This is a genomic window from Enterobacter chinensis, assembly GCF_034008295.1.
In the GTDB taxonomy this organism is placed as follows: domain Bacteria; phylum Pseudomonadota; class Gammaproteobacteria; order Enterobacterales; family Enterobacteriaceae; genus Enterobacter; species Enterobacter chinensis.
On sequence record NZ_JARDVI010000001.1, the window covers coordinates 176,813 to 192,868 of the forward strand.

At 59.1% G+C, this 16,056-nt stretch carries 14 protein-coding genes; 3 read left to right on the forward strand and 11 right to left on the reverse strand.

Going from position 1 to position 16,056, the window contains the following annotated elements:
• Positions 1–5: 5 nt before the first annotated feature.
• Genes PYW49_RS00930 through PYW49_RS00940 form a run of 3 tightly spaced genes read right to left on the reverse strand, consistent with a single transcriptional unit; the run spans position 6 to position 2,563 of the window.
• The gene (locus PYW49_RS00930; protein WP_320385362.1) at positions 6–1,187 is read right to left on the reverse strand and encodes an acetyl-CoA C-acetyltransferase; all 1,182 of its coding nucleotides are present in this window, start codon (positions 1,185–1,187) and stop codon (positions 6–8) included.
• 9 nt (positions 1,188–1,196) lie between these two features.
• The gene (locus PYW49_RS00935; protein WP_320385363.1) at positions 1,197–1,853 is read right to left on the reverse strand and encodes a 3-oxoacid CoA-transferase subunit B; all 657 of its coding nucleotides are present in this window, start codon (positions 1,851–1,853) and stop codon (positions 1,197–1,199) included.
• A 2-nt stretch (positions 1,854–1,855) separates the two neighbouring features.
• Positions 1,856–2,563, reverse strand: a complete 708-nt coding sequence (locus PYW49_RS00940; RefSeq protein WP_320385364.1) for a CoA transferase subunit A — start codon at positions 2,561–2,563, stop codon at positions 1,856–1,858.
• A 140-nt stretch (positions 2,564–2,703) separates the two neighbouring features.
• Here PYW49_RS00940 and PYW49_RS00945 point away from each other — a divergent pair, with 140 nt between their 5' ends.
• A complete protein-coding gene (locus PYW49_RS00945) occupies positions 2,704–3,627 on the forward strand; it encodes a LysR family transcriptional regulator (RefSeq protein WP_320385365.1) in 924 nt (307 codons plus the stop codon).
• Here the strand turns inward: PYW49_RS00945 and PYW49_RS00950 are convergent.
• From PYW49_RS00950 to ppsR, 8 genes are all read right to left on the reverse strand, one after another.
• On the reverse strand, positions 3,594–4,373 hold the full coding sequence (locus tag PYW49_RS00950) for a heme ABC transporter ATP-binding protein (RefSeq protein WP_320385366.1): 780 nt from the start codon (positions 4,371–4,373) through the stop codon (positions 3,594–3,596). The genes PYW49_RS00945 and PYW49_RS00950 overlap by 34 nt on opposite strands.
• The gene (locus tag PYW49_RS00955; RefSeq protein ID WP_320385367.1) at positions 4,366–5,358 is read right to left on the reverse strand and encodes a FecCD family ABC transporter permease; all 993 of its coding nucleotides are present in this window, start codon (positions 5,356–5,358) and stop codon (positions 4,366–4,368) included. The genes PYW49_RS00950 and PYW49_RS00955 overlap by 8 nt, the downstream gene beginning before the upstream one ends.
• Complete coding sequence (locus PYW49_RS00960) at positions 5,358–6,179, reverse strand: heme/hemin ABC transporter substrate-binding protein (RefSeq protein WP_320385368.1); 822 nt, start codon at positions 6,177–6,179, stop codon at positions 5,358–5,360. Before PYW49_RS00960 ends, PYW49_RS00955 begins: the two co-directional genes overlap by 1 nt.
• Positions 6,176–7,204, reverse strand: a complete 1,029-nt coding sequence (chuS, locus tag PYW49_RS00965; protein WP_320385369.1) for a hematinate-forming heme oxygenase ChuS — start codon at positions 7,202–7,204, stop codon at positions 6,176–6,178. Before chuS ends, PYW49_RS00960 begins: the two co-directional genes overlap by 4 nt.
• 34 nt (positions 7,205–7,238) lie before the next feature.
• Positions 7,239–9,221 carry a TonB-dependent hemoglobin/transferrin/lactoferrin family receptor gene (locus PYW49_RS00970; protein WP_320385370.1) on the reverse strand — a complete coding sequence of 661 codons (1,983 nt, stop codon included), beginning with the start codon at positions 9,219–9,221 and terminating at the stop codon, positions 7,239–7,241.
• Positions 9,222–9,293: 72 nt separating this feature from the next.
• The gene (gene hemP / locus PYW49_RS00975) at positions 9,294–9,476 is read right to left on the reverse strand and encodes a hemin uptake protein HemP (RefSeq protein WP_059312296.1); all 183 of its coding nucleotides are present in this window, start codon (positions 9,474–9,476) and stop codon (positions 9,294–9,296) included.
• 196 nt (positions 9,477–9,672) lie between these two features.
• Positions 9,673–10,719: a 3-deoxy-7-phosphoheptulonate synthase AroH gene (gene aroH / locus PYW49_RS00980; protein WP_134349974.1), complete on the reverse strand. Its 1,047-nt coding sequence runs from the start codon at positions 10,717–10,719 to the stop codon at positions 9,673–9,675.
• A 152-nt stretch (positions 10,720–10,871) separates the two neighbouring features.
• The gene (gene ppsR / locus PYW49_RS00985; protein ID WP_134349975.1) at positions 10,872–11,705 is read right to left on the reverse strand and encodes a posphoenolpyruvate synthetase regulatory kinase/phosphorylase PpsR; all 834 of its coding nucleotides are present in this window, start codon (positions 11,703–11,705) and stop codon (positions 10,872–10,874) included.
• A 335-nt stretch (positions 11,706–12,040) separates the two neighbouring features.
• On the opposite strand from ppsR, the gene ppsA reads away from it, so the two are divergent.
• Both ppsA and PYW49_RS00995 read left to right on the forward strand, forming a co-directional pair.
• A complete protein-coding gene (ppsA, locus tag PYW49_RS00990) occupies positions 12,041–14,419 on the forward strand; it encodes a phosphoenolpyruvate synthase (protein ID WP_320385371.1) in 2,379 nt (792 codons plus the stop codon).
• Positions 14,420–14,652: 233 nt separating this feature from the next.
• Positions 14,653–16,053: an MFS transporter gene (locus PYW49_RS00995; RefSeq protein WP_320385372.1), complete on the forward strand. Its 1,401-nt coding sequence runs from the start codon at positions 14,653–14,655 to the stop codon at positions 16,051–16,053.
• Positions 16,054–16,056: the final 3 nt, after the last annotated feature.

The window sequence follows — 16,056 nt, forward strand, 5'->3', positions numbered from 1 at the left end:
GATGTTTAACGCTCGACGGTCAGGGCGATGCCTTGCCCGCCGCCTATGCACAGGGTGACGAGCCCTTTTTTGACGTCACGGCGCTGCATTTCGTGTAGCAGCGTCACGAGGATACGGCAGCCGGATGCGCCAATCGGATGACCAAGGGCGATCGCGCCACCGTTGACATTCACCTTGCGTTCATCCCAGCCGAGCTGCTGACCCACTGCCAGCGCCTGCGCGGCAAAGGCTTCATTGGCTTCAATGAGGTCCACGTCATCCAGCGTCCAGCCCGCCCACGACAGCGCCGTCCGGCAGGCGCTGACCGGACCGATGCCCATCACCGACGGGTCAACGCCCGTCACGGCGTAACTCACAATGCGACCCAGGATCGGCAACCCACACTCTCTCGCGGTTTCCTCGCTCATCAGCAGCACCGCAGCGGCACCGTCGTTGAGCGTCGAGGCGTTGCCCGCCGTGACCGTGCCATCCTCGTGCAAAAAGGCGGGGTGCAGCTGCGCAAGCTGCTCAGCGGTGGTTCCTGGCCGGGGCTGCTCATCACTGCTGACAACCTGCGGCGGCTTTTTGCCCAGCTTCACAGTCACTGGTGCTATTTCGGCGTCAAACCGACCGGACTCGATGGCGGAGGCCGCTTTTTGCTGCGATCGGGCGGCGAAGGCATCCTGCTGCTCGCGGGAAATGCCGTACTGGCGGGCAACGTTTTCAGCGGTGATGCCCATGTGGTAATCGTTGAACGCGTCCCACAGACCATCCGTAATCATGCTGTCCTGCAGGCCCGTATGGCCAAAACGTAATCCTGACCGCGCCCCGGCCAGCAGATACGGGGCGTTGCTCATGCTCTCTTGACCGCCTGCGATAACCACGTCGGCGTCGCCGCAGCGGATCGCCTGTGCGGCGAGCTGCACCGCTTTTAAGCCCGCGCCGCACACCAGATTAACGGTTGTCGCCGGCGTGGTGACGGGTAACCCGGCGGCGATGGCCGTCTGACGCGCAGGGTTTTGCCCGCATCCCGCCGTCAGCACCTGACCGAAAATCACGTCGTCTACCCTCTCTGCGCTAAGACCGCTGTTCTCAAGCAGGCGACGAACCGCTGCGGCACCCAGCTCAACCGCTGAGAGAGACGCGAGCGATCCGCGAAAACTGCCGACAGGGGTACGCGTTGCCCCGACAATCATGACCTGTTTCATGTAGAGCCCTCAGCTGAAGCGCATTTCGCGAACGTCGTCCGCCACAATGATTTTCCCGGCCGTTTTCGCCACGATGTCGTCAATGCTGACGCCGGGGGCGTACTCCCGCAGGATGAACGCGCCGTCCTCGATCTCGAGCAGTGCAAGGTCGGTTAACACCCGGCGGATGCAGCCCACGCCCGTGAGCGGCAGCGTGCAGCGCGGCAGCAGCTTTGAGTCACCGCTTTTTGAGGCGTGGGTCATCACCACCATGATGTTCTGCGCCCCGGCGACGAGATCCATCGCGCCGCCCATTCCTTTCACCATTTTTCCGGGGATCATCCACGAGGCGATGCTGCCCTCGACGTCCACTTCAAACGCGCCCAGCACGGTCAGGTCGACATGACCGCCGCGGATCATGGCAAACGACTGGGCCGAATCGAAAATGGCGGCGCCTGTCCGCGCGGTCACGGTCTGTTTACCGGCGTTAATCATGTCGGCATCAAGGTTCTGCTCATCGGGAAAGGCCCCCATCCCCAGCAGACCGTTTTCCGACTGGAGCATCACGTCCATCCCTGCCGGAATATAATTCGCCACCAGGGTAGGGATCCCGATCCCCAGGTTGACGTAGTAACCGTCGCGCAGCTCCCGGGCGACGCGCATGGCCATCTGTTCACGGGTTAGCATCGTCACACTCCTTCCGCGCGCAGCGTGCGCTGCTCAATGCGTTTTTCAAACTGGCCGACAATCAGTCTGTCGACGTAAATTCCCGGGGTATGAATGGCCGCCGGGGGCAGCTCACCCGGTGGAACAATCTCTTCTACTTCCACAACCGTTATCCGGCCCGCCGTTGCCATTAGCGGATTAAAGTTTTGCGCGGTATGTCGGTAGATAACGTTGCCGTACCAGTCCGCCTTCCAGCCTTTGATGAGCGCAAAATCACCCGTAATGGCCTCTTCGAGAACATAATGTTTACCCGCAAACTGGCGTACCTCTTTGCCCGCGGCCACGGGCGTGCCGTAGCCGGTCGCGGTGTAAAAGGCGGGGATCCCGGCGCCGCCCGCGCGCACCTTTTCGGCCAGCGTCCCCTGCGGGGTGAGTTCAACCTCCAGCTCGCCGCTCAGCACCTGTTGCTCGAACAGCGCATTCTCGCCGACGTAAGAAGCCACCACCTTACGGACCTGCCGGGTCTCAAGCAGGAGCCCGAGGCCGAAGCCATCCACGCCGCAGTTGTTAGATACCACCGTCAGACCCTGCACCTGACGGCGTCTGACCTCGGCAATCAGGTTCTCAGGAATTCCGCACAGGCCGAAGCCGCCCGCCAGCAAGGTCATCCCATCCGTCAGCCCATCCAGCGCCTGCGCATAGCTGCCGACGCGCTTATCCAGTCCTGCCATAGTCACTCCTCCCGTTAGCCGTGCCGGTATCATTAGGGGTGGCGACTCATTTGTTAATTTTGAATTTGTGACCCACTCATTTGGTTTTTTTATTAATTTCCTGTTAACTAAAATTTTTCAATTAGTTAACAGGATGAAAAATGAGAATGAGTGTCAAACAGTTACGCGCGTTTTTAGCGGTAGCTCACACTCTGAATTTCGCGCACGCCAGCGAACGGCTGAATCTTTCCCAGCCGGCCCTCAGCCTGACGATTAAAGCGCTGGAGGACGCGCTCGGCGGACCGCTGCTGCAGCGCAGCACGCGCAAGGTCGCCCTGACGCAGGAGGGTGAGACCTTTTTGCCCATGGCGCGGCAGCTGCTTGCTGACTGGGATAATGTCGAAGAGGCGATGCACCAGTGCTTTACCCTGCAGCGCGGCAAAATCTCGGTTGCGGCCATGCCGTCGTTTGCCGCGAATGTCTTACCCGAGGTGCTAAAAGCGTTTCGCGACCGCCACGCCGGGATCAACGTCACCGTGCATGACGTCATTAACGAGCAGGTCATCGAGATGGTGCGGGAAGGGCGCGTGGAGATGGGCATCGCGTTTGAGCCTGCGCCAACCCACAACCTGCTGTTTACCCCGCTGGGCCTCGACAGGTTTGTTGCCATTGTGCCAAAAGATTCCTCGCTTGCAGGCAAGAAGCGCCTGGCATGGGAAGAGCTGCTGACGCTGGATTTCATTACCCTGCAGCGCCCTTCAGCGGTGCGTCTGATGATGGAAGAGGAGCTGGCGCGAAGCGGCAGAAAGCTGGACGTCGCGCTGGAGAGCCATCAGCTGGTGACGGTTGGGCGAATGGTCGCGAGTGGGCTGGGCGGCAGCGCCGTGCCGGCGCTGTGCGAGACGCAGATGACGTCGCTGGGGGCGGTTTGTATTCCGCTGGACAGCCCGCCCATTGAAAAATGTATCGGGGTGATCCATCCGGGGCACACGCAGCTCTCTAAAGCGGCGCTTGCCCTGCTGGAAACGCTGAAGGATTTTTACCAGCCCGGTCAGGGGGCTAGAAATACCTGCGGCGCGGCGTGAGCCGGATGACTGCCAATGTGGACCTGCGCGCCGTACCAGCGCGCCAGCGCATCGGCCTGTAAAACGGTCTCTGGTTTCCCCTGGGACACGATCCTGCCGCTGTGCAACAGCAGGATGCGATCCGCCCACAGCGCCGCCAGATTGAGGTCGTGCAGCACCGCGCACACGTGCAGATGTCCCCGACGGGTCAGGGATTTCAGCAGGCGCAGCAGATGCTGCTGATGATAGAGATCCAGCGCCGACGTGGGTTCATCAAGGAACAGCCAGCCGCGCGGCGCACCGTCGCACCAGAGTTGAGCCAGCGCGCGGGCGAGCTGGATACGCTGCTGTTCGCCGCCGGAAAGCGCCGCAAACTGCCTGCCCGCCAGCGGTAAACAACCGGTGACGGCCATCACCTCCTCAATAACCGATGCTTCAGGCGTGCGGGTCCAGGGCGCGCGCCCCATGCCGACGACCGCTTCAACCGGCCAGTCGAATCCGAGCTGCGTATTCTGGCGCATCACCGCCCGGTAGCGGGAAAGCGTGTCCGGCTGCCAGGCCGCAAGCGGCGTGCCCGCCAGACTGCACCGTCCCGCAGCCGGTTTAAGATAGCCGGTAAGCAGCCGCAATAGCGTCGATTTTCCGGCGCCGTTGGGGCCAATTAACGCCACCAGCTCGCCCTGAGATAAGGTCAGCGACACGTCGTTAATCAGCGTCCGTTGCCCGGCGCGAAAAACAAGGTTTTCTGCACCATAGCGTTCAGCCATGCGCACCTCCGCGACGAAAGATAAGCCACAGGAACCCCGGCGCGCCGAGAAGGCTGGTCAATAAGCCGACCGGCATTTCCGCCGGAGCGACCAGACTGCGCGCCAGCGTATCGGCAACCAGCAGGAGCAACGCGCCGGCCAGCACCGAGCCGGGGAGCACGGCCCGGTGGTCGGCCCCCAGCCACATGCGCACCAGGTGCGGCACCACCAGGCCGACAAAGCCGATAACGCCGCTGACCGCAACCGCGGCAGCCACCAGCAGGGCGCTGCACAGCAGCAGGATCCGCTGCACGGTAGCAACCTCCACGCCGAGGTAGTGCGCCTCTTCGTCGCCTAATTGCAGCAAATTGAGGGCGCCTGCCAGACGCCAGATAACCAGCGCGGTGGGTACCATCAGCGACGCGACGGCCAGCAGCGTTGACCACTGCGCCTGACCGAGGCTGCCCATTCCCCAGAGCGAAAGCTGGCGAAGCTGGGCATCATTGCTGAGCCATGACAGCACGCCGACGGCCGCGCCGCACAGGGCGTTGATGGCAATGCCTACCAGCAGCAGGCGCGACAGGGAACCGTCACGCTGCCGGCTGAGCAGGAAAATCACGAGGGTGGCGGCCAGCGCGCCGACAAACGCCGCCAGCATCGGGGCATACAGCATTACCAGTGCAGGCAGCGAGAGCGGAAGCACCACCCACAGCGCGACGGCAAGTGCCGCGCCGCTGCTGATGCCGAGCAGGCCCGGGTCCGCCAGCGGGTTGCGGAACAGCCCCTGCATCACGCAGCCCGCCAGCGCCAGTGAACCGCCGATCGCCAGCGCCAGCAGCACGCGGGGCAGGCGGATCGTCAGCCAGACCTGACGCAGCGCCTCGTCGCTGCCGTTCCACAGCAGGCTGACCGGCAGGCGTAATGCCCCAACCCCGGTCGCGGCGAGCGTCATGATGGTCAGGATCGCGGTCAGCATCCATAACGATAAGGCTATCCGCCGGGACATCAGGGCAGCTGTTCCGCTTTTGCACGCAGCTGCTGGATGGCTTCCGGCGTTCGCACGCTAAAGCCCAGCAGCGCCATATCGTCAATCGCCAGCACCTGCCTGTTCCGTCCTGCCGGGGTTTGCGCCAGGCCGGGGAGCTTCCACAGATTCGTTTCACCGCCCAGGGCGTTGATCCCGTCCTGCGAAATCACCACCAGATCGGGCTGGCTGGCGATTGTGCCCTCCTGCGACAGCGGCTGATAGCGGGTGAACCCCTGCATCGCGTTCTGCAGGCCTGCCGCACGGATGGCCGCATCCGCGCCGGTCTGCTGTCCGGCAGCCATCGCGGTCATCCCGCCGTGGTTGAGAATAAACAGCACCCGCTTGTTGAGCGGTGACGCGGGAAGCGCCGACAGCGCCTGACGCAGCGTGTTGCGCAGGACTTCCCCCTCGGCCTCGCGGTGCGTCGCTTCAGCGACGATCCGCACCTTTTCGTCAATGACGCTCAGGTCGTTACCGGCGGGAATCGCGATTACCCTGACGTGGCTTTGCTCAACCTGCTGTAGCGCCAGAGACGGCTGCGCCTGGGCGCTGGCCAGCACCAGCGTGGGGCGCATGGATAAGATCCCTTCCGCGTTGAGCTGGCGCAGATAGCCCACGTCCGGCAGCGCGTTCGCCGCCGGCGGCCACTGGCTGGTGCTGTCGCGCGCCACCAGTGAAGGTGCCGCGCCGAGGGCGTAGACAATCTCGGTAACGTCGCCGCCGAGCGTGACGATTTTCTCCTGCGGCGCTGCAAATGCCAGCAGGGGCAGGGCGCTGAGCAGGGCAAGCCACCGTTTCATGCGGCCAGCCCTTTCGCCGTTAAGGCGTCAATCTGGCTACGCCACTGGCTCTGCTCCGGCTCGCCTTCGGTACGCTGGCCGTACAGCTGGGCGATTTGCGTCCCGTCGGCGGCAAACAGCTCCAGGCTGGTGACATGCCCGTCAGCCGTCGGCTTGCGCGTGACCCACGTTTCCGCAATGGAATCTTCAAGCAGATGCAGGGTGAAGGTTGGGTTAAAGATGTTGAGCCAGCCTTTCATCGGCACCAGCTTTTCCACCGCGCCGGTGAAAATCTGCACGCAGCCGCGGTTGCCGACGAAGACCATAATTTCGTTTCCGTCCCGGCGCGCCGTCTCCAGCAGCTGCGCCAGCGCAGAGTTCTCTACCCTGCAGGCCAGATCGTCACCCACGAGGCGAAACGCCTGCTGGCGGCTGAGATTGTGGCGCTTCAGCAGGCCGAAGAAATGGTGCACGTCGGTCATGGCGCGCCACTCTGCGTCCACGAGCGCGGCTTGCGCGTTTTCTGCGTGAGCCGGGACATCGGCCACCTTCAGCGCCAGCGGTGGATTATCGGCAAAGATAAAGCGGGTCAGCACGTCGCCCCAGGCGGAAACGTCGGTGTTGTCCGTGGCGTAGACCTTCAGCAGGGCATCACCCTGATGGTCGAAGAACTGAATGCTCTGCCGCTCGGCGCGGGCGGTGGTTTCACTGATGTGAAACACGCTTGCCCACTGGTTGAGGAACAGGCGCAGATCCAGCGCGCGCGGGTTCAGCACCAGCCCGGCGTGGCCGTTCAGGTGCTGGTGGGTGAAGCTCCCAACCTGTTCGTGAACGGCGTATTCGTTGCGGCAGATACATTTGGTTTCGCCCACCGCTTCCAGCGCGCCCAGGATCTCGCGGATGTCACCGCGCAATCGCCAGGCGTCGTGACCCACGCGGGCAAAGGTCAGCTCTGCTTCGCTGATGTTCATTAGGCCGGCGATGTCGCGCGCGTACTTACCCGGATTGTCTTCTTTTAGCTCAAGCCAGCGCGTGTAATGATTCATTGTCTTATCCTTCTAATAGTTGCCCCGACGGGCATTACCACTGATAGCTTACGAAAATCTTGCCGTTACGGCCGTCCTGCGGAATGCCCTGCGGAGACCAGTATTCTTTGTCAAAGGCGTTGCCGAGTACCAGCGTTGTGGTCACGCCTTTCAGCTGCTCCTGGCCCTTATAGCTGACGTAGAAGTCGTTGACCGCATAGCCCGGCTGCTTGCTGTAGCTGCTGCTGATATGCGTTGAGCGATCGACAAAGGTGCCAATCCAGCCGACGGAAAAGCCGCTTTGCGCCACCGGAATGTCCAGCTTGCTGGTGACGGTATCCGGGTTGATGCTGGAGATATACTCGCCCGTATCGGTGTCTTTCCCGCGCGTGCGGTTATAGGCCAGGTCGAGGTTGAAGAGGTCGGCAGAGTATTTTGCCATCACGTCCCAGCCCCAGATTTTGGCGTTCGGGACGTTATAAGACATGGTGGTCGCGGCGGCAAAATTGACGGTGGTGGAGATATAGTCTTTGGCTTTGGTATCGAAATAGCTGGCTTTGAACTCCAGCGCATCGTTGGCAAGCATCAGATCGTCAAAGCGCAGGCCAAAACCAAACTCCTGCGTTTCGTTGGTTTCCGGGCGCAGGTTTGGGTTTGGCACCCAGTAGTTGGTATAGAAGCGGCCGATGGAGAAGTGTTTGGCGTCGTTATACATCTCGCCCATGGTGGGGGCGCGGAACGCCTGCGCGTAAGAGCCAAACAGCATCAGCCAGTCGGTCGGGCTGATGGTCAACCCGGCGCGGGAGGACCACTTATCGGCATCTACGTCGTTGTAGCCGTCGCTGCTTCCGCGGTAGTTGTCATAGCGCGTGCCGCCAAGAAGGGTGACGGGAAGATCGCGCAGGGTAATTTCATCCTGCAGCCAGCCTGAGCTGAAATCAATTTTCGCCTCCGGGAAGCCGGTGGTCGCGCCGCCAGGGTGTTGTTCCTGACGGTAGTATTCCCCGCCGTAGGTCAGAAGGTGTGCTGCAAAGGTGTCGGTGAACAGGCGGGTGCGGTTTTCCACTTTGCCGCCTTTGGTGGTCTGCTTGCGAAACTCACCGCTGCCGTCGATGTTCTGGGCGTTAATCCTCGCTTCGGACCAGTAAATTTTCGCATCAGCGTTCAGCCAGTCGTTACCGGCCGGGGCGATGTTGTAGCCCAGCTGCGCATCACGCTGAATGGTGGAGCGATCGGTCATCGGGTTACTGCTGTCCGCCCCGGTGGTTTGCGGGTTTTTCGGCTCCTGAGCGTCGTTGTTGTAGTAACGCAGAGAGCCGCTCAGGGTCTGGGCCGGATCGATTTTCCAGCTGCCTTTCGCCAGCATGTTATTAATGGATTCGTCGTTAGGCGCGGATGCGCCGTCGCTCTGGCGGATATCACCGCGATCCCGGCTGGACCAGGAGACCAGGCCATCCAGCGTATCGGTGCGGCCGTAGGCGCTGGCCCCCATCCCGAGGCTACGATCGCCCGTCGCGCCGGTACCAAATACGCGGTAACCGCTGTTTTTACCCGGCTCCAGCAGGTCTTTCGCATCGACGGTGTCATACGAAATCACGCCGCCCAGCGCGCCGCTGCCGTACAGCAGGGCCGACGGTCCGCGAACCACTTCGATACGTTTAATCAGCGCTGGATCGAGGAAGGTGCTGTTCAGGTGCCCGGTATCGGTTCCCTGGCGCACGCCGTCAACCAGCACCAGCACGCCGCGACGGTCATAGCCGCGCAGGTTCACGTCCTGCCCGTTGGTGCGTCCGGTGCCGTCCAGCGTCAGACCGGGGACGTTACGCAGCAGGTCAGCCGCTGAGCTGGCGGTTTGTTTCTCCGGTGCGCTGGCGTCAATCACGCTCACCATCATGGGAGCTTCAAAGGCGCTGCGGGCGTTGCCCGTGGCGGTCACGGTAATATCGTCTGTGGCGGCGAACGCGACGCCCGGCAGGGCGCTGACAATCGCCAGCGTCAGAAGTGACGGGCGTAAAGATGCGGTGTGCAGGTGTGGCATAGCAACTCTCCATAAGAATCGAAAGCGCTGGCTGCCTGGGGTTCACCTGGGTGGCTGGCGTATTTTTTTGGTTTATTTCGTGAGGATCAGTTTTCCGGCATGGGTCTGGCGCAGAAGATAGCGTTGGCCGTCATGCTCGATAATGACCCGCCCCTCATCGCCGAGCAGGGCTTTGCTGTCAATCCGACGCTCGGTGGGGGCTGGTGCTGTGTGTGTTTTTGCTGGCGTTGCCGCGCTGTTATCCGTACGTGACATAATGTTTATAAATAGCAATCAATATAACAATGATAATCATTATCAATAAACTGTAAATTCACGGCAAGCGTTTTTGTGAAAAAAGGGTGAGAGGATCAATATTGTGCAATGAAAAGCCCGGTGGCGGCTTTGCCTTACCGGGCCTACAACGGCACAAACCGTAGGTCGGGTAAGCGCAGCGCCACCCGGCGGGAGGTTAGAAGCGTGAATCTACCGCAGACGCCAGTTTGTCCAGCAGCAGTTCGCTGTCTTCCCAGCTCAGGCACGGGTCGGTGATCGACTGCCCGTAAACCATCTGCTGTCCGGCAACGATCTTCTGCGTGCCTTCCTTGATGAAACTCTCAGCCATAATGCCCGCGATGGCGCTTGAACCGCTGCGGATCTGCTGGCAGACCTCATCACAGACGTCCAGCTGGCGGCGGTGCTGCTTCTGACAGTTGCCGTGGCTGAAGTCCACCACCAGATGTTCCGGCAGATCGAATTCGGCCAGTGATTCACAGGCCGCCGCAATATCTTCCGCATGGTAATTGGGTTTCTTGCCGCCGCGCATAATGATATGCCCGTACGGGTTACCGCTGGTCTGGTAGATGGTCATGTGACCGCTCTTGTCCGGTGACAGGAACATGTGGCTGGCACGGGCAGCGCGGATCGCATCAACCGCAATGCGGGTGTTGCCGTCAGTCCCGTTTTTAAAGCCGACCGGACAGGAAAGGGCAGAGGCCATCTCGCGGTGGATTTGGCTTTCGGTGGTACGCGCGCCGATCGCGCCCCAGCTGATCAGGTCGGCGATAAACTGCCCGGTCACCATATCGAGAAACTCGGTCGCCGTCGGAACGCCCAGCTCGTTGACCTGTAAAAGCAGTTTCCGCGCCAGCTCAATACCGTGATTAACGCGGTAGCTGCCGTTCAGGTCAGGGTCGGAAATCAGCCCTTTCCAGCCCACCACGGTACGTGGTTTTTCAAAGTAGGTGCGCATCACAATCTCAAGGCGATGCTGGTACTTATCCCGCAGCCCCTGAAGCCGTTTTGCATAATCCATCGCGGCATCCAGATCGTGGATGGAGCAAGGCCCAATCACCACCAGAAGACGCTTGTCTTCACCATTAAGGATTTTTTCAATACGACGGCGGGAGGCCGTCACATGTTCCGCGACGGTGGCGGAAACAGGATGCCGCTGTGCCAGTTCAGCCGGCGTGACCAGGCTGTCAATGCGCGCAGTGCGGAGTTCATCGGTTTTATTCATGGAATGTCTCAGAAAATTTTTGCTTCATCGGCAGACTACCGGGAAGTGATGGGCATCACCTTAAACCAATCCCTGCTGATTTCAAGTTCGGGGCGACACCGCCCCGTTGTTGCCGATGATGATAACTGAATCTGAGTTAATGTACTAGCGTATTAGTACATGCGGCGGTTAAGTCCCATGATGTCGAGAATTTTGGTGGCAATTTCTTCAACCGAATAGTTGGTGCTGTTCAGCCACGGGATCTGGTTTTTGCGGTACAGCGCTTCCACTTCGGAGACCTCCATTCGGCACTGGCGCATGGAGGCGTAACGGCTGTTCTCGCGGCGCTCTTCGCGGATGGCGGCGAGGCGTTCCGGGTTGATCGTCAGGCCGAACAGCTTGTGCTGCAGCGGCTTCAGGGCGGCGGGCAGCACCAGGTTATCCATGTCGTCAGCAATAAACGGGTAGTTTGCGGCGCGAATGCCAAACTGCATCGCCAGATAGAGGCTGGTCGGGGTTTTGCCGCAGCGCGACACGCCAAGCAGAATAACCTGCGCCTGGTCAAGGTTGCGCATGGAGATGCCATCATCGTGCGCGAGGGTGTAATCAATAGCGGCAATACGCGCATCGTACTTGATCAGGTTACCGGGATTGAGCCCGTGGGTACGGTGGGCAATGGGCGTGGGGTCGAGCTTAAGCTCGCTTTGCAGCGGGGCCACCAGCGCCTGCACAATGTCCTGACAAAAACCTTCGCTTTGTAGAATGATGTTGCGAATTTCCGGGATAACGATGGAGTAGAAGACCAGCGGGCGGACACCGGTCTGCTGATAGATGGCGTCAATCTGGTCCTTCACCGCTTTGGCGCGGCTCTCATTTTCGACAAACGGCAGCGTGATGCTGTTAATCGAAACGGGAAATTGCGACATCACCGCGTGGCCCAGCACCTCGGCGGTGATCGCCGTACCATCAGAAATATAAAAAACGTGGCGATCGACAGCATTATCCATTTTATCCACCCTGAATATCAGACCTAATTGCCTGAAAGCATAAATTAAAAAAGTAAATTTCACAGCAAAGAACTTATCTTAATTATAAATGAAACGGTGTTTTTGATTTTCCTGAAAAGTGGATTTCATTTTTCAAATAGCGACTTTATTTTTGGGGTTTCTGGCTGAATATATAGGAATCATCGGGTTGTTGGCTGGTGGGAAAGTATCCGAAAAGTTGAAAATTTAAATTGCTTACACGATTCACCGTTTTTTTAGCGGAAATAAATATGCCAGTATAAATACGTAGTCAGGTGTTTCTTACTCCGATCAAATATCACAAAAGGATTGTTTCGATGTCCAACAATGGCTCGTCACCGCTGGTGCTTTGGTATAACCAACTCGGCATGAATGATGTAGACAGAGTTGGGGGCAAAAATGCCTCCCTGGGTGAAATGATTACAAATCTGTCGGGTATGGGTGTCTCCGTACCGAACGGGTTTGCCACCACCGCCGATGCCTTTAACCTGTTTTTAGACCAGAGCGGTGTTAACCAGCGCATTTACGACCTGCTGGATAAAACGGATATTGATGACGTTACCGAGCTTGCCAAAGCCGGGGCGCAGATCCGCCAGTGGATCATCGACACACCTTTCCAGCCGGAACTGGAAAAAGCCATTCACGACGCGTACAACCAGCTCTCTGCTGACGATGCGCAGGCCTCCTTTGCCGTGCGCTCTTCTGCAACCGCAGAAGATATGCCGGACGCCTCGTTTGCCGGGCAGCAGGAAACCTTCCTGAACGTCCAGGGTTACGATGCCGTGCTGGTAGCAGTGAAGCACGTGTTTGCGTCCCTGTTTAACGACCGTGCCATCTCCTATCGCGTGCATCAGGGTTATGACCATCGCGGCGTAGCGCTTTCCGCTGGCGTTCAGCGTATGGTGCGCTCGGACGTGGGCTCATCCGGCGTGATGTTCTCCATCGATACCGAATCCGGCTTCGACCAGGTGGTGTTCATCACCTCCGCGTGGGGCCTGGGTGAGATGGTGGTCCAGGGAGCGGTTAACCCTGACGAATTCTACGTTCACAAGCCTACGCTTGCGGCTAACCGCCCGGCGGTGGTGCGTCGCACCATGGGCTCGAAAAAAATCCGCATGATCTATGCCCCGACCCAGGAGCATGGCAAGCAGGTGAAAATTGAAGATGTACCGCAGGAGCAGCGCGACCGCTTCTCCCTGACTGACGCCGAAGTGGAAGAGCTGGCGAAGCAGGCGGTGCAGATCGAAAAACACTACGGCCGTCCGATGGATATCGAATGGGCGAAAGACGGTAATACCGGCAAGCTGTTTATCGTGCAGGCGCGTCCGGAAACCGTCCGTTCTCGTGGTCAGGTGATGGAGCGTTATACGCTGCACGCGCAGGGCAAAATCGTGGCGGAAGGCCGTGCTATCGGTCACCGCATCGGTGCCGGTCCGGTAAAAGTGATCCACGACATCAGCGAGATGAACCGCATTGAACCCGGCGACGTGCTGGTGACCGACATGACCGACCCGGACTGGGAACCGATCATGAAGAAAGCGGCGGCTATCGTCACCAACCGCGGCGGTCGTACCTGTCACGCGGCGATCATCGCACGCGAGCTGGGTATTCCTGCGGTTGTCGGCTGCGGTGATGCCACCGAGCGCATGAAGGACGGACAGAACGTGACCGTCTCCTGTGCCGAAGGCGATACCGGCTACGTCTACGCCGACATCCTCGACTTCAGCGTGAAGAGCTCAAGCGTAGATACCATGCCGGACCTGCCGCTGAAGATCATGATGAACGTCGGCAACCCGGACCGCGCGTTTGACTTCGCCTGCCTGCCAAACGAAGGCGTTGGCCTGGCGCGTCTGGAATTTATCATCAACCGTATGATTGGCGTTCACCCGCGCGCGCTGCTGGAGTTTGACGACCAGGATCCGAAACTGCAGAACGAAATTCGCGAGATGATGAAAGGCTACGACTCACCGAAAGAGTTTTACGTCGGCCGTCTGACCGAAGGGATCGCGACGCTTGGTGCGGCCTTCTATCCAAAACGCGTGATTGTGCGCCTGTCGGACTTCAAATCTAACGAATACGCTAACCTGGTGGGCGGTGAGCGCTACGAGCCGGAAGAAGAGAACCCGATGCTGGGCTTCCGCGGGGCCGGACGCTACGTTGCCGACAGCTTCCGCGACTGCTTCGCGCTGGAGTGTGAGGCGGTGAAACGCGTGCGCAACGACATGGGGCTGACTAACGTCGAAATCATGATCCCGTTCGTGCGTACCGTGGACCAGGCGAAAGCCGTTGTGGACGAGCTGGCGAGTCAGGGGCTGAGGCGCGGCGAGAACGGGCTGAAGATTATCATGATGTGTGAAATCCCGTCCAACGCCCTGCTGGCCGAGCAGTTCCTCGAGCACTTCGACGGCTTCTCTATCGGCTCGAACGACATGACGCAGCTGACGCTGGGTCTGGACCGTGACTCCGGCGTGGTCTCTGAGCTGTTCGATGAGCGTAACGAGGCGGTGAAAGCGCTGCTCTCCATGTCCATCCGTGCGGCGAAGAAGCAGGGTAAATACGTCGGGATTTGTGGTCAGGGTCCATCCGACCATGAAGACTTTGCCGCATGGCTGATGGAAGAGGGGATTGATAGCCTGTCCCTGAACCCGGACACCGTGGTGCAAACCTGGCTGAGCCTGGCGGAACTGAACAAGTAACCGCTTAAAAACGGATAAAGGCGAGGAGATATCTCCTCGCCTTTTTTATTTCCGCCCGAATATGCTCCCCATCACAAATAAAATAAAAAACCAAATATCATAATTTGCCTGTTAATTTAGACAATTGTTAGTGCGCAAAGCGTTGCTAATACTTGAGCCTTACTGCGCATTTCCCTACCGATGATGCGCAACTGGTTGAAATACGTTTTAACCTGATAAAAAGGCAAATAACAATGACACTCTCCTCTGTATTGCGTACCAAAGATAAAATAGGTTATGGCTTAGGTGATATGGCCAGCGCGCTGGTCTGGCAAACGGCAACGTTATTTCTCGCTTATTTCTATACCGACGTTTTTGGGTTGCCCGCCGCGATTATGGGCACCATGTTTTTAGTGGTGCGCGTGGTCGATGCGTTTGTCGACCCGTGCATTGGCGCGCTGGTCGACCGCACCCGGACGCGTCACGGTCGTTTCCGTCCCTGGCTGCTGTGGTTCGCCATTCCGTTTGGCGTGAGCTGCCTGATTACCTTCTATGTCCCGGACGCTGGGCCAACGGGGAAAATCGTTTATGCCTGCGTGACCTACGCGATCTTAAGCCTGATTTACTCCGCGATTAACGTGCCTTACTGCGCCATGCCCGGCGCGCTGACGCTGGATCCGCGCGAGCGCCACTCTCTGCAGTCGTGGCGCTTTGGCCTGTCGTTTATCGGCGGGTTGATTGTGACGGTTATTGCCCTGCCGCTGGTTTCATTGTTAGGTCAGGGCAACGTGCAGAAAGGTTATTTCTATGCCATGAGCCTGATGGGGCTACTCGGGATTGTGCTGTTCTTCTGCTGTTTCCTGATGACCCGCGAGCGTTATTCTCCGCGCAATGATACGTCCGGCTCCATGCTCACCGATTTAAAACTGCTGGCCGGAAACAGCCAGTGGCGTATTGTGTTCCTGTTTAATATTTTGTTGTTAACGGCGGTGGTGACGCGCGGTTCCGCCACGATGTATTACGTCAACTACGTGCTGTTGCGCCCGGATCTGGTTTTTGCCTTTATTGTTTCCGGAATGGTGGCCTCCTTAAGCGGCGCATTATTATCTGAACGGCTGCTGGGAAAATTTGACCGCGTCCGTGCCTATCAGTGGACCATTATTTCCTTCGTCATTTTCGGCGCACTGATTTTCTTCCTGCCGCCTTCGCAGGTCTGGCTCATCTTTGGCCTCAACGTTGTCTTTAGCTTTGTGCAAAACCTCACCACACCGCTCCAGTGGACCATGTTCTCCGATGTGGTCGACTACGAAGAGCACCGCAGCGGCCGTCGTCTGGATGGGCTGGTCTTTTCTACTGCGCTGTTTGCCATAAAATTTGGCCTGGCGCTGGGCGGGGCGGTCGTCGGCTGGGTGCTTGGCATGGTGGATTACGCCCCGAGCCAGGCAACCCAGGCACCGAACGTTCTCTCGACCATAAACGCACTATTCACCCTCATCCCTTGCGCGCTGTTCCTCTGCATGGTCGCGCTGCTTGCCATCTACAAACTCAACAGCCGGCTAGTGGATTCCATTGCCCGGGAGCTGGCCGGCAAACGTGAGGTAAGACCCGAAGCGGGGCAGCTCAGCCCGACAACCCCTTCCGCAATACAGGAGTAAAAC